Annotated in this window: 9 protein-coding genes; 3 read left to right on the top strand and 6 right to left on the bottom strand. The window is 72.9% G+C overall.

Annotation, left to right across the window (positions count from 1 at the left end):
- Nucleotides 1-41: 41 nt before the first annotated feature.
- From ACFVT1_RS15670 to ACFVT1_RS15680, 3 genes are all read right to left on the bottom strand, one after another.
- Nucleotides 42-1,592: a DUF5719 family protein gene (locus ACFVT1_RS15670; protein ID WP_389795525.1), complete on the bottom strand. Its 1,551-nt coding sequence runs from the start codon at nt 1,590-1,592 to the stop codon at nt 42-44.
- Nucleotides 1,589-5,401: a glycosyltransferase gene (locus ACFVT1_RS15675; protein ID WP_389795527.1), complete on the bottom strand. Its 3,813-nt coding sequence runs from the start codon at nt 5,399-5,401 to the stop codon at nt 1,589-1,591. Before ACFVT1_RS15675 ends, ACFVT1_RS15670 begins: the two co-directional genes overlap by 4 nt.
- Nucleotides 5,402-5,750: 349 nt before the next feature.
- Nucleotides 5,751-6,014, bottom strand: a complete 264-nt coding sequence (locus ACFVT1_RS15680; RefSeq protein WP_030927001.1) for a WhiB family transcriptional regulator — start codon at nt 6,012-6,014, stop codon at nt 5,751-5,753.
- 704 nt (nt 6,015-6,718) lie between these two features.
- On the opposite strand from ACFVT1_RS15680, the gene ACFVT1_RS15685 reads away from it, so the two are divergent.
- The 3 genes from ACFVT1_RS15685 to ACFVT1_RS15695 are packed head-to-tail and all read left to right on the top strand — an operon-like array spanning nt 6,719 to nt 9,550.
- Nucleotides 6,719-7,258 (top strand): cysteine dioxygenase, encoded by a 540-nt coding sequence (locus tag ACFVT1_RS15685; protein WP_389795529.1) that lies wholly within the window; start codon nt 6,719-6,721, stop codon nt 7,256-7,258.
- 13 nt (nt 7,259-7,271) lie between these two features.
- Nucleotides 7,272-8,228, top strand: coding sequence for a 2-phospho-L-lactate transferase (gene cofD / locus ACFVT1_RS15690; protein ID WP_389795530.1), 957 nt, complete (start codon nt 7,272-7,274; stop codon nt 8,226-8,228).
- A complete protein-coding gene (locus ACFVT1_RS15695; protein ID WP_389795532.1) occupies nt 8,225-9,550 on the top strand; it encodes a coenzyme F420-0:L-glutamate ligase in 1,326 nt (441 codons plus the stop codon). The genes cofD and ACFVT1_RS15695 overlap by 4 nt, the downstream gene beginning before the upstream one ends.
- A gap of 69 nt (nt 9,551-9,619) precedes the next feature.
- On the opposite strand, the gene ACFVT1_RS15700 is transcribed toward ACFVT1_RS15695, so the two are convergent.
- The 3 genes from ACFVT1_RS15700 to ACFVT1_RS15710 all read right to left on the bottom strand — a co-directional run bounded on the left by ACFVT1_RS15700 (nt 9,620) and on the right by ACFVT1_RS15710 (nt 13,472).
- Nucleotides 9,620-10,618: a DNA-3-methyladenine glycosylase family protein gene (locus tag ACFVT1_RS15700; protein WP_389795534.1), complete on the bottom strand. Its 999-nt coding sequence runs from the start codon at nt 10,616-10,618 to the stop codon at nt 9,620-9,622.
- A gap of 81 nt (nt 10,619-10,699) precedes the next feature.
- Nucleotides 10,700-11,791, bottom strand: a complete 1,092-nt coding sequence (locus tag ACFVT1_RS15705; RefSeq protein ID WP_389795536.1) for a sugar phosphate nucleotidyltransferase — start codon at nt 11,789-11,791, stop codon at nt 10,700-10,702.
- Between the two features lie 79 nt (nt 11,792-11,870).
- Nucleotides 11,871-13,472 (bottom strand): N-acetylmuramoyl-L-alanine amidase, encoded by a 1,602-nt coding sequence (locus ACFVT1_RS15710; RefSeq protein ID WP_389795538.1) that lies wholly within the window; start codon nt 13,470-13,472, stop codon nt 11,871-11,873.
- Nucleotides 13,473-13,579 lie beyond the last annotated feature (107 nt).

Below are 13,579 nucleotides of genomic sequence, written 5' to 3' on the forward strand. Positions count from 1 at the left end.
CGCGGCGAGGCGACCGGCCGCCACCCGCCCGTACCGTCCGCTCAGTCGTCCAGGACCGACAGGTCCTGCTCGGCCGCGGGCACCTCGACCGTTCCGCCGTCGTCCGGCAGGGTCTGCACGGTGAACATCTGGACGCCGCCCTGCGGAAGGCTGAGCGTGCGTGCGGCGTACACCGGGCCGCCCGACTCCGTCCGGACGGTCAACGCGTAGCCGCCCTTGAGCCCGGACGGCACGGGCGGGGTCACCGCGAGCGTCGTACCGCCCTTGACGGTGTACGTCTTGACGGCCTGTTCGCCGCCGTCGCTGCCCGCGGACGCGGTGACCTTCACGGTGGCGGTGGCAGTCGGTGCGGTGAGCGAGAGGGTCGACCCCTTGGCCCGGTTGTCGGCCGCGGTCGCCTGGGCGCCCACCGGGCCGGTCGCCGGGATGTAGCCGACCTCCTGCCCGTTGCCCTTGCCGCGGATCACGCGCAGCGCGGCCACCACCGGGGTGCCCTTTCCGCCCTTGGCCGGGCTCAGCAGCAGGGAGCCTGCTTCGCCCTTGGTGAGGTCCTTCATGTCGACCCCCGCGGTCATCCTGGACTTGACGTGCAGGGCCTCGTGCCCGGCCGGGGAGAACGCGCCGGTCTTGCCGAGAAGTTTCACCGTCAGATCGGCGTCGCCGTCGCCGGGTGAGAAGACCACCAGCCGGACCGAGGTCGCGTCCGCCGGAATGCCGGGGAGCACCAGGGTGCCCGCCGGGCCGGCCGAGGCGGTCAGCCAGTCACTGCCGGTCTCCTCGTCCGCGGTCCTGACGACGGCTCCGACGCGTCCGGTCCGGGTGGTGACGTGGACGGTCACGTCCTCGGCCACCTCGCTGGTCAGCGTGGAGATCAGAACCGGAACACTCGACCGGGCGGGCACCGTGACGCCCTCGCCGGCCTCGGACTTGAGGACGCCGTCCGGACCGTACAGCTCGATGTCCGCGACGGCCGCGGTGTCGTCGGGGTTGGTGAGGTGGACGTAGTCCTGGCGGGACTTCGCGGTGCTCGCGGCCGGGAACCAGAAGTCCGTGTCGGGGCCGGTGCAGCTGACGCCGAGCAGGCCGCGGGCGGCGCCCGCCTCGATCGTGGTGGTCTGCTGGGTGGTCCAGCCGGGGGCCAGGCGGCCGGTGGCGGTGCCGACCAGGGCGGGGGCGTCGGAGCCGGACGCATCGGCGGTGGCCGGTGCGCCGGGCTCCTTGAGGGAGACGACCGGCTTTCCGGGATCCGCCTTCTTGTCGTCCTTCTTCTTGTCCTTCCCGTCCTTCTTTTCGTCCTTCTTCCCGTCCTTGGCCGCGGTGTCGTCGGCGGTGGCGGACGCGGACCGCTTCAGTTCGGCCGTCCCGGACCCGCCGCCGCTGCCGCCCGCCGGGGTGAAGGACGTGTACGTCGTCTCCGCGAGTTCCGAGAGACCGGGCGCCGGGCAGAGCCGGCTGGTCTGTTCCACCGGCAGGCGGGGGGCGGCCTTCGCCTCCGTCGTGCCCCCGTCGCCGGGCGCGGTGAGCGCGGCGAATCCGGTGACGGCGGCGAGGGCGACGGTGCCCGCGATGAGGGACAGGCTGGTGGACTTCACTCGGACTCGCCTCGCGATGCGTTGCCGGTCGGCCACGGGTTCTGGCCCGGGGCGGGGTTCTCGTCGGGGTTCTGGTCGTACTGACCCTGCCCGCCGTAGCCGGCCTGGGGGGCGTACGGGGCCTGCGGGTCGTACGGCGGGACCTGCGGGGCGTACTGGGCCTGGGCCTGCGGGTCGTAATGCTGTTGCTGTTGCTGTTGCTGGGCGTAGCCGTACGGGTCGTAGGCGTTCTGCTGGTACGGGTCGGCGGCCTGGTGCCCGTGCTGCGTGCCGTACTGGCCGTCCTGGTACTGCTGCTCCCCCTGGTACTGCTGGTAGTCGGCGCCCTGGTACTGCTGCGCGTCCCATTCGCCGTACTGCTGCTGCGGCACCGCCGCGTACTGACCGCTGTCCTCCTGCGGGGCGAAGACGTCCTGGTCGTCGCCCTGCTGCGGCTGTTGCTGCGGCTGCGGTTCGGCGGCCTGCTGGGCGGGGACGTACTCCCCCGCCGCGTCCGGTGCTTCCTCGTCGCTCCCGCTCCCGGACTGCTCCTGCTCCGCTTCCGCCTGGGCGGCCGCGCGGAGCCTGCGCGCCCGGCGCCCCTCGCCCGTGACCGGCTCCGCGGGGACCGTCGCGACCTCCTCGGGCAGGTCGTCGTCGATCTCCCGGCGGCGCCCCGGCAGGGCGAGGACCACCAGGACCACGGCCAGCGCGGTCTGGGCCCAGATCCAGGCGGTATGGGTGAACGGGGCGCTGTACGTGAGGTCCAGCTTGCCGCCCTCGGCCGGGAGCTCGAAGCCCTGGGCCCAGCCGTCGACGGTCTTCCGGGTCAGGGCGTGACCGTTGAGCGTGGCCTCCCAGCCGGGGTCGGCCGCGTCGGCGATCCGCAGCACCCGGCCGGAGCCGCCCGCCGGGATCTCGGTGTGTGCCTCGACGGGGAGGGAACCCACGGGCAGCGGTTCGCCGTCGGCACCGGACGGGATGATCATGACGCGGGCGACCTGCCGGTCGACCCGCCACAGCGCGCTGCCGTCCAGCTGGCTCAGCCGGCTGAGACCGGGGGTCGTGTCGAGGACCCGGCTCATCTCCTTCGGGGCGCCGTCCCGTACCAGTACGTAGCGGATCGCGAAGCCGCTGAGCTGGCTGCCCTGGTCGGCGCCGGAGCCCGCGACCAGGTTGGCGACGACCTTGTCGAGGTGGCCGTTGCTGCCGCCCGCCTCGACCAGTTCGGCGTCGCCGAGCCGCGCGCCGGAGCCGCGCACCAGGGTGTACGAGACGGCGGCGGGCGAGGTGCCGCCCAGGACCAGGGTGCGCGGCTGGTCGCGGGTGGTGCTCTCCTCCGCCACGAACGCGGGGACCTGCACCGGGTCGCGACGCTCCAGCGGGCCTGCGGCGCCGCCGATCATCCAGCCGGCGGCAGCCAGCACCGGGGCGAGGCCCGCGGCGAGGGCGATCAGCGCGGCGACGGGCTGGCGCCAGCCGAAGCTGAGTTCGGCGACGCGCACCCGGGCGCCGTCCGCGCCGACCAGCGCGGCGGCGATCAGCGCGATGCCGTAGACGAGGGTGGCGGGACCCGCCCAGCCCGAACCGTTGGCGAGGGCGGCGAAGACCAGCGCCACGAGCGCGACGGCCCACGCGGTGCGGACCGCGAACTGCCGCTCCCCGCGCAGCAGCGCCGCCAGCGCCGCGAACACGATGCCGAGCAGCAGCACACCGCCCGCGGCCTTGGGGCCGCCGGGGCTGATGCCGAGCAGGTCGAGTGCGGAGGCCGTGCCCGTACCGAGGTCCAGGCCCGCCTCTTCGAAGAAGCCGGACGGGCTGGTGAGGAGCGAGAGCGACCAGGGCGCGAGCACCAGCAGCGGCGTGCCGATCGCGGCGAGGAAACGGAGCCCGTACGCGGCGATGTCGTCGCGGCGCAGTACGAGCACACCGATGCCGAGGACCGCGGCGAGCGGCCACACGACGGGCGTGAAGGCCATCGTGAAGGTGAGGAGCAGGGCGTACGTCCAGGTGGCGCGCCAGCTGCCGCGCGCGTCCCCGCCGGCCCGCATGCCGTGGGCGGAGACGGCGGCGCGGGCGATCAGCGGAAGCAGGACGAGCAGGACGGCGGTGCCGAGACGGCCGGTCGCCAGCGCGCCGGTCGCCGCCGGCAGGAAGGCGTACGCGAAGCTCGCCCAGGCCCGCAGCAGCCTCGATTCGAGCAGCGGCCGGGAGACGAAGTACGCGGTGAGTCCGGCGAGCGGGACCGAGCAGACCAGCAGCAGCGTGAGCGCGAAGCCGGTCGAGCCGAGGAACAGCGCGGACAGGGCCGAGAGCACGGCGAGGTAGGGCGGCGCGGTCTGCGTGCCGCCGGTGCCGACCGTGTGCCAGCCGTCCGCGTACGTGCCCCACAGGTCGGAGACGTCGGCGGGCGCGGGCAGCAGCGCGCCGCCCGCGAGGGCCCCGCCGCCGAGCAGACCACGGCAGGCGACGAGCGAGACGAACAGCAGGACGGCGAAGAGGACCGGGCCCGGCTTGCGCCCGATCCGCTTCAGCCGCGCGAACTGCTCGATCTCCAGGAAGTCGGCGTCGTCACCGCCGGGTCCGGACTCCACGGCGCCGTGCCGTGAGCCGCCCGAGTCGGTGTCGGAGCCGCCGCCGAAGTTTCCGGCGACCTGCTCGACGGTGGCGCGGACGGTGGCACCGGGCGGCGGGAAGAGGCCGCGCAGTTCGGCCTGGTCGACGATGCCCTTGCCGCGGCTGCGCCGGGCCGCGAGGATCCGGCCGGGGCGCAGCAGGGTGCCGAAGAACCCGGCGACCTCGTCGAGGGCCTGGCCGGGCACCTTGCCGACGAGATAGGCGAGGGTACGCAGCAGCGTGCCGACGAGGAGTCTGAGCATCACCCAGGGCAGGGCCTTGGCCGGTGCGTTGGCCAGCATCGTGTAGACGGCGCCGGCCTTGTCGACGCGGTGCGAGGAGGCGACCGAGCGTCCCGCGCAGTCGATGGGGCGGCGCTCGCGGGCGGATGCCTCGGCGTGCCGGAGGACGGCGTCGGGGGCGACGAGCACCCGGTGCCCGGCGGTGTGCGCGCGCCAGCACAGGTCGACGTCGTCACGCATCAGCGGGAGCCTGCGGTCGAACCCGCCGAGCTCCTCCCAGATGTCACGGCGGATCAGCATGCCCGCGGTGGAGACGGAGAGCACCGTGCGGACCTGGTCGTGCTGGCCCTGGTCCTGCTCGCGCCGGTCGAGCCCGGTCCAGCGGCGGCCGCTGTTGGCGATGGAGACGCCGACTTCGAGCAGCTGTTTGCGGTCGTACCAGCCGCGGAGTTTGGGGCCGACGATCGCGGCGTGCGGGTCGGCGTCGACGACGCTCAGCAGCTCGGCGAGCGCGTCGGGTTCGGGCGCGCAGTCGTCGTGGAGCAGCCAGAGCCACTGCACCGGCTCGCCGTGCGGCAGGTCGGGAAGGTCGTACGCGTCGTCGCGCCAGGTCCTGCTGACGGGGTCCCAGCTGCTGGGGCGCTTCAGGTACGGCAGGTCCTCGGGGGTGAGGACGCCGGCCGTGCGGGTCGCCTCGTCGACGGCCGTGCCGAAGCTCGTACGGCGCGCGAGGTGGAGGACGCGTTCCGCGCCGAGCGCCTCGGTGACCAGCCGCGCGGAGTCGTCGGCGCTGCCGGTGTCGGCGGCGACGACGTTCTGTACGGGGCGTTCCTGCCCGAGCAGCCCGGCGAGCGCGTCGGGCAGCCAGCGTGCGCCGTCGTGGGAGACGAGCACGGCGGTGACGACATGCCGGGGGAACTCTGGGGCGGCGGCGGCCGCGTACGGCGCCGCCGGTTGGCTGTGCACGGACATCGAGGTACGGGCCCTCCGGCCGGGTCCGGGGGATGTCCCCCCGGGGGCTGCATCGGTGTACACGCGCGCTCCGTCGGGGCGTTGGCGCGTCTCGGACGGGGCCCCACACTAACGGTACGGACAACCGCGGCGGCGCCGAGCGGTTGGACGAGGGCGGCGACGGGGCCGCGGCGGAGGGACGTCGTAGGGCCGTCGGCAGGGACGTCGGACACGGTGATGGCCCGCCGCCTGCGGGCAGGATGCAGGCGGCGGGCCATGGTTGGTCCGGTACGGTGCGCGGGTCGTGGCGCTCCGGTGCGCGTTCGTGGCGCTCCGGCGCACGGGGTTCGGTGGTCGCGGCGCCCCGCGGTCAGACGGCGGCCTTCTTCAGGCGGCGCCGTTCACGTTCCGAAAGGCCGCCCCAGATTCCGAACCGTTCGTCGTTGGAAAGGGCGTACTCAAGGCACTCGGACCGGACTTCACAGGCGAGACAGACCTTCTTGGCCTCTCGGGTGGATCCGCCCTTCTCGGGGAAGAAGGACTCGGGATCGGTCTGCGCGCACAGCGCGCGCTCCTGCCAGCCGAGTTCCTCGTCCGCGTCCTCGACCAGCAGTTGCTGGAACAGCTCGGTCATGTGCGCCCCTCGTCTGTCTCTTGCGTCCCCGTGATGCAGCCGTTACTGATTGCGGCCGAACGACACGAGTGAAATTACAAGTGTGTAGCTCCAGGCCAGTCAAGCGAAGATCTGCTATTGGCCCCGGTATTCACTCTGCGGAACCAAGGGTATGCGGAAAGTGTGCAAATCACCAAAAACCTGACATATGCCATCGGTCTCACCGCACCCCTTCCTCTCACCGAGTGAGACGACCGGGGCCACCCTCATGTTTCGATTCGATCACCGAAGCGATCAAGATCACAGTCGGGTCACAAGGTTCCAACGGCGTTTGCGGACACGGTTGATGCGCCACATCTCCGCCACGGTGACCGCACAAACCTTTCCTCGTCACCAGTAACCGGATGAGGTGAAACATTACCCCCAAATCGGGCATCGAGTTGACAGCGGCGGATCGAGCCGGTCTCCTTGACTGCATGCCAGCGACCGCAGCGATGTACGCCACCCACGTCCGTGGGTTCCGCACCGCTGTCCAGGCCCGCTGTTGCTGTTCCAGCTGTCACAGCTGTTGATGCCGTAGAGCACCGGCTCTGACCCAGCTCCTCTTCGCAGAGTTTCACCGCAGAGTGTCTCCGCAGGGCTCCTTCTCCGCGCATCCCCGGCTCTCCGGTCCCCCTCCGCGACACCCCGCACATGCACCCCCATGCCGAGGAACCACCGCTTCCATGAACAGCGACAGCGACCTTCAGATCGCCGGCGACATCCTTGAGGTCCAGCACCTCCTGCAGCCGGCCCGCCAGCACCCCTCCACCGTGGCCGAGTTCGCCGGACTCGCCCGCTCCATCGCCGCCGACCGCGCGCAGTGGGCACCGCTCGTCCGGTACGACACCGCCGGCCGCTGGTACCACCGGCTGCGCTCCGTTCCCCCGGCCCCCGGCTCCGCTCGGGCGGGGGAGGTCCTGCCCGGGTACGAGGTGTGGCTGCTCAGCTGGGTGCCCGGTCAGGGCAGCGGGCGCCACGACCACGGCCCTTCCTCCGGCGTACTGACCGTCCTGGACGGCCGGTTGACCGAGCACACCGCACGCGGCACGCGGACGCTGGACCCCGGTGCGCAGCGCGTCTTCGCACCCGGCTATGTCCACGAAGTGGTCAACGACTCCATCGAACCGGCCGTCAGTCTGCACATCTATTACCCGGGTCTGACCGAGATGCCGATGCACGCGGCGCAATGCGCCCCGGCGGCCGTGGATGTCGTACCCGCCTGACAAACTGCTGTGCATGCGCATTGTGGTTCTGGCCGGCGGTATCGGTGGTGCTCGTTTTCTGCGTGGCCTCAAGCAGGCCGCGCCCGACGCGGACATCACGGTGATCGGCAACACCGGTGACGACATCCATCTGTTCGGGCTGAAGGTCTGCCCCGACCTCGACACCGTGATGTACACCCTCGGCGGTGGCATCAACGAGGAGCAGGGCTGGGGGCGTACGGACGAGAGCTTCCACGTCAAGGCGGAGCTTGCGGCGTACGGCGTGGGGCCGGAGTGGTTCGGGCTCGGCGACCGCGACTTCGCGACGCACATCGTGCGTACGCAGATGCTGGGCGCGGGCTACCCCCTGAGCGCCGTCACCGAGGCGCTCTGCGCGCGCTGGAAGCCGGGGGTCCGGCTGCTGCCGATGTCCGACGACCGGGTCGAGACGCATGTCGCGGTCGACCTGGACGGCGAGCGCAGGGCGATCCATTTCCAGGAGTACTGGGTGAAGCTGCGTGCCTCGGTCGAGGCCCGGGCGATCGTGCCGGTCGGCGCCGAGCAGGCCAAGCCGGCGCCGGGCGTGCTGGAGGCCGTCGCCGAGGCCGATGTCATCCTCTTCCCGCCGTCCAACCCCGTCGTGTCGGTGGGGACGATTCTTGCCGTGCCCGGGATCCGGGAGGCCATCGCCGAGGCCGGGGTGCCGGTCGTCGGCCTCTCCCCCATCGTCGGGGGCGCGCCCGTGCGCGGCATGGCGGACAAGGTGCTCGCCGCAGTGGGCGTCGAGTCGACGGCGTCGGCCGTGGCCCGGCACTACGGCTCCGGGCTGCTCGACGGGTGGCTCGTCGACACGGTGGACGCCGGGGCGGTCGACGAGGTGGAGGCCGCGGGCATCCGCTGCCGTTCCGTGCCGCTGATGATGACCGATGCCGACGCGACGGCGGAGATGGCCCGGCAGGCGCTGGTGCTGGCCGGGGAGGTCCAGGCGTGAGCGCCGACGCGGCCTCGGGCGGAGCACTGTCCTACCGGGTCTGGGCGCTGCCCGGGATGCCCGAGGTGCAGGCCGGGGACGACCTGGCGAAGCTGATCGCCGCGGCCGGACCGGGGCTGGTCGACGGCGACGTCCTGCTGGTCACGTCGAAGATCGTCTCCAAGGCGGAGGGCCGGACAGTCGAGGCCACCGACCGGGAGGCGGCGATCGACGCCGAGACGGTGCGGGTGGTGGCGCGGCGCGGACCCCTGCGGATCGTCGAGAACCGGCAGGGGCTCGTCATGGCGGCGGCCGGGGTCGATGCGTCGAACACCCCCGCCGGGACGGTGCTGTTGCTGCCGGAGGACCCGGACGCCTCGGCGCGCGCGATCCGGGACGGGCTGCGGGACACCCTCGGCGTCGAGGTCGGCGTCGTCGTCACCGACACCTTCGGGCGGCCGTGGCGCAACGGGCTGACCGATGTCGCGATCGGGGCGTCCGGGGTCCTGGTGCTGGACGATCTGCGCGGCGGTACGGACACGTACGGCAATCCGCTGAGCGCGACCGTGGTCGCCACCGCCGACGAGCTGGCCTCCGCCGGAGATCTGGTCAAGGGCAAGGCCGCGGGGCTGCCGGTCGCGGTGGTGCGGGGCCTCGGCCACGTCGTGGACCCGGCGGACGCCGCGGGCGGGGCACGGGCGATGGTGCGGGTCGCGGCCGACGACATGTTCCGGCTCGGTACGTCCGAGGCGGTGCGGGAGGCGGTGACCCTGCGGCGTACGGTGCGCGAGTTCACCGGCGATCCGGTGGACCCGGGGGCGGTGCGGCGGGCCGTGGCCGCGGCGGTGACGGCGCCGGCGCCGCACCACACGACGCCGTGGCGGTTCGTCCTGCTGGAGTCCAAGGAGTCGCGGACCCGGCTGCTCGACGCGATGCGGGATGCCTGGATCGCGGATCTGCGCCGGGACGGGCGGAGCGAGGAGTCGGTCGCGAAGCGGGTGCGGCGGGGCGATGTGCTGCGCCGGGCGCCGTATCTGGTGGTGCCGTGCCTGGTGATGGACGGCTCCCACACGTACGGCGACGAGCGGCGGGACACGGCGGAGCGCGAGATGTTCGTGGTCGCCGCGGGGGCCGGCATCCAGAACTTCCTGGTGGCACTGGCGGGCGAGCAGCTCGGCTCGGCGTGGGTGTCGTCGACGATGTTCTGCCGCGATGTGGTGCGGGAGGTGCTGGAGCTGCCCGAGTCGTGGGATCCGCTGGGCGCGGTCGCGGTGGGGCGTCCGGCGGTTGCCCCTGCGGCGCGCGCGGAGCGGGGTGCGGAGGGGTTTGTCACGGTGCGGTGAGGCGGGGCTGGGTGCGAAGGGGTTCGTCACGGTGCGGTGAGGCGGGGCTGGGTGGAGGTGCCGCCGCCGTCACAGGCGGGCGATGTCGCCTCTGGTCATGCGTGGGGCGCGGCGGGGCGGAATGCGGCCCGAGAGCAGGATGAGGCGGGTCGCCCGGTGGCGCTGGCCCTCGTAGGGGGCGAGGAGGGCCAGCATTTCCTCGTCGTCGGCGTCTCTGTTGTCCGCCAGGGCGTGGCCGACGATGCCGGGGAGGTGGAGATCGCCGACCGTGACCGCGTCCGCCGCGCCGTTCGACCGCTGAAGGGTCTCGGCCGAGGTCCAGGGGCCGATGCCGGGAATCAGTTCCAGGCGGGCCATGGCCTCCGGAAGCTCCATGGCCGCCGCCTCCTCCAGGCGGCGGGCCACCCGCACCGCGCGCAGGATCGTGGCCGAGCGCTGGGCGTCGACGCCCGCGCGGTGCCACTCCCAGGACGGGATCAGCGACCAGGTGCGGGCGTCCGGCATGACGTGCAGGCCGAGGGCGGTGAAACCGGCTTCGTGCGCGGGGCCGGGGGCCGGGGTGCCGTGTTTGCGGACCAGGTAGCGCCAAGCACGGTAGGCCTCGTCGGTGGTGACCCTCTGTTCGAGGATCGACGGGATCAGGGACTCCATGACCAGGCCGGTGCGCAGCAGGCGCAGGCCGGGGCGGCTGTGCCGGGTCAGGGCGAGCAGCCGGTGGCGCGGGCGGAAGGCGTCGGGGTCGTCCGCCGCGCCGAGCAGCGTCGGCAACTGCTCCAGCAGCCAGGGCGCGCCCGGTCCCCAGGCCGCCGCCTCGATCCGGCCGCCCCGGGCCGTGATGCGGAGGGTGCCGGGGCCCGCGGGCGTACGGCCGGCCCGCCAGACCGTGCCGTCCCGGGTCGTCCGGAAGGTGGGGTCGGCGGGGCCGCGGCGCAGCGGTCCGAGAACCAGGCGCAGGTCGAGCGGGCCGGGCGGGGTCCAGTCGCGGGTCAGCACGTCCGTCGCCGGAGCCACCGCCTGCTGCGGGACGGCCCCGCGCGGGGCGCTGCGGGGTGCGAATCGTCCAGCCACGGTGAGGTCCTCGGTCGTCGGGGGTGCCTGTCGAGGGTAAGCGCAGTGGCGGCTGACCGGCTGTGCGTCGGGCCGTTCGTCCTACTCGTCGGACGAGAAGCGCACCGACGCGTCCGGCAGGACCGCCCCGCACCAGACGCGGATGCCGTCGCGCAGTTCGTTGTCGGCGCCGACCTGCGCCCCGTCCCCGATGACCGCGCCCTCGACCACCGTACGGCTGCCGATCCTGGCACCGGCTCCGACCAGCGAGTCCGTGATCACCGCTCCCGGCTCGACGACCGCCCCGGCCAGCACGGCGGAACCGTCGATCCGGGCTCCCTCGCCGATCAGGGCACCCTCTCCGATCACCGTACCGCCGGTGAGTTTGGCGTCGGCGGCCACGGAGGCCGTCGGCAGGACGAGCCGGTCGCCGCACCGGCCGGGGACGGCCGGGGACGGGGCGCGGCCCAGGACCAGATCGGCGGAGCCGCGTACGAAGGCCTGCGGGGTGCCGAGGTCCAGCCAGTACGTGGAGTCGACCATGCCGTGGAGGTGTGCGCCGGAGGCGAGCAGTCCGGGGAAGGTCTCCCGCTCGACGGAGACCGGCCGGCCGGCCGGGATGGTGTCGATGACCGACCGGCGGAAGAGGTACGCCCCCGCGTTGATCTGGTCGGTGACGATCTCCTCGGGGGTCTCGGGCTTCTCCAGGAACGCGGTGACCCTGCCGTTGCCGTCCGTCGGGACGAGACCGAAGGCGCGCGGGTCCTCGACCCGGGTGAGATGGAGGGAGACGTCCGCTCCGCTGGTGGTGTGCGAGGCGACCAGCGCCCGGATGTCGAGGCCGGTGAGGATGTCGCCGTTGAAGATGAGCACCGGTTCGTCGGGCCCCGCGGTGAGACGGGGCGCGACGTTGCGTATCGCGCCGCCGGTGCCGAGCGGTTCGCGTTCCGTGACGTATTCGATGTGGAGGCCGAGCGACGAGCCGTCCCCGAAGTACGGTTCGAAGACCTCCGCCAGGTACGAGGTCGCGAGCACGATGTGCTCGACCCCGGCGGCCCGGGCACGCGCCAGCTGATGGGTGAGGAACGGGACGCCCGCGGCCGGAACCATGGGCTTGGGAGTGTGCACCGTGAGCGGGCGCAGCCGGGTTCCCTTGCCGCCGACCAGGAGGATCGCTTCTCTTGCCTCTGTCACAGCACTGACTCTGCTTCCTGGTGGGGCCTGGCCTGGTTTCGGCTGGCCAGTGTATGCAGACCGGCACGGTCGTCCCCGGTCAGCGGCCCTGCAGGCGGGCCGAGCTGGTCCGCGTCGAGCCGAGCTTCTTGTAGAGACGCGCTCCGGGGCATTCGGTTGCGAAGCCGTCCCGGTGGCCGGAGATGACGTTGAGCCGGGCCTTCGTCCCCTTCTTGAACTTGTTGCCGCCGCCCGAGACGAGCGTGACCTTGCCGCTCGGGTCGGCCCCGAACAGGCCGAGCTTCCAGGCGGTGAGCTTCGCGACGGCGTTCACTGCGGCGGCGGGCGGGTCCGACGCGGTGAAGGTGCCGAGCACGGCGATGCCCATGCTGTTGGTGTTGAAGCCGAGCGTGTGCGCTCCGAGGACGGCCTTCGTCACGCCCCCGGCACGTCCTTCGTAGATGTTTCCGCACTTGTCGACGGCGAAGTTGTAGCCGATGTCGCGCCAGCCGCTGCTCTTGACGTGGTAGCGGTAGATGCCGCGCAGGACCGAGGGTGCCTGGGAGCACGTGTAGTTGTTGCCCGTGGCGCTGTGGTGGATGAACGCGGCCTTGACGCTCTTGGTGTACACGAAGGCCCGCTCCCGGAGCTTCTCGTCGGCGCCCCAGCCCTTGCGGGTGATGATGCGCGGGCGGGGTCCGATGTACGGCTGGGCGCCGGGCGCGAGTCCGGCCTCCGCCTCACCGAGTGCCTCGGACTCCCCCTTGCTCAGGGCGGGGAGCACGCTCGCCCCGACCGGTGTGGTGCGGCCGTCGGTGTCGGCGGTGTCCGAGGTGTCCGAGGTGTCTCCGCTGTTCTCGGTGTTGCCTGCGTCTGTCGGGTCCCCGGTCCCGGTGTTTCCCGCGCCTGTCGGGTCCCCGGTCCCGGTGTTTCCCGCGCCTGACGGGTCCCCGGTCCCGGTGTTTCCCGCGCCTGACGGGTCCCCGGACCCGGTGTTTCCCGCGCCTGACGGGTCCCCGGACCCGGTGTTTCCCGGGTCTCCGGGATCCCTGGCGTCTTCGGCGGCCTCGGCGCCCGCCGCGGGGAGCTGTTGCGGGTCCTTGCCGGGGTCGACGAGTTCGAGGCGAAGGCCGGTGGGCAATGGTACGGCGGGGGAGTTCCGGTCCTGCGGATCGGATGCCTCCGGGCGTACGCGGACCGCGACGCCGTCCGATTCGCCGACCCAGAGCGGGGCGGTGGAGCCGCGTACGGTGCCGGATTCGCGCTCGTCGGTCCCGGGGTCGGCGGCGTGCTCGGCGTTGTGCGTCTCCAGGTCCTGCCAGTCCGACCAGCGGGTGGTGCCCGCGGCGCGGGTGCGGACCTGGACGGTGCCCTGGAGTTCGGAGCCGGCGTCGTCCCAGACGACACCGACCAGGGAGAACGGGCGGACCTCGCGTTCGGGCAGCCCCTGTTCGGCGGGCTCGGTGGTCCGGGCGGGTTCGTCGGCGCCCCGGCCGGACGCCTCCGGCAGGGGCGACATCGGCAGGGACTGTGTCGAACCCGGCATGTCGGAGGGCTCGGCCGCCCCGGAGGACTCGGCCGGCTCGGCAGGGGCGGTGGGGACAGCAGGGGCGGTGGGGGCGGCGCCCGCGGGCACGGCCGCCGGCAGCACGAGAACCGCCGCGCAGGTGGCACCGATCGAGGATGCAATGAAGGCACGCATACGCATGATCCTGGGCTCAATCCGACAACTCCGGCTACCGGTGCATCTCGGCACCATTGACGGGCCGTCTGCCGAACCGGTGTACCCGGCGCCCGTCCGCCCCACCC

Origin of the sequence: Streptomyces sp. NPDC057963 (assembly GCF_042887155.1) — a bacterium.
GTDB lineage: Bacteria > Actinomycetota > Actinomycetes > Streptomycetales > Streptomycetaceae > Streptomyces.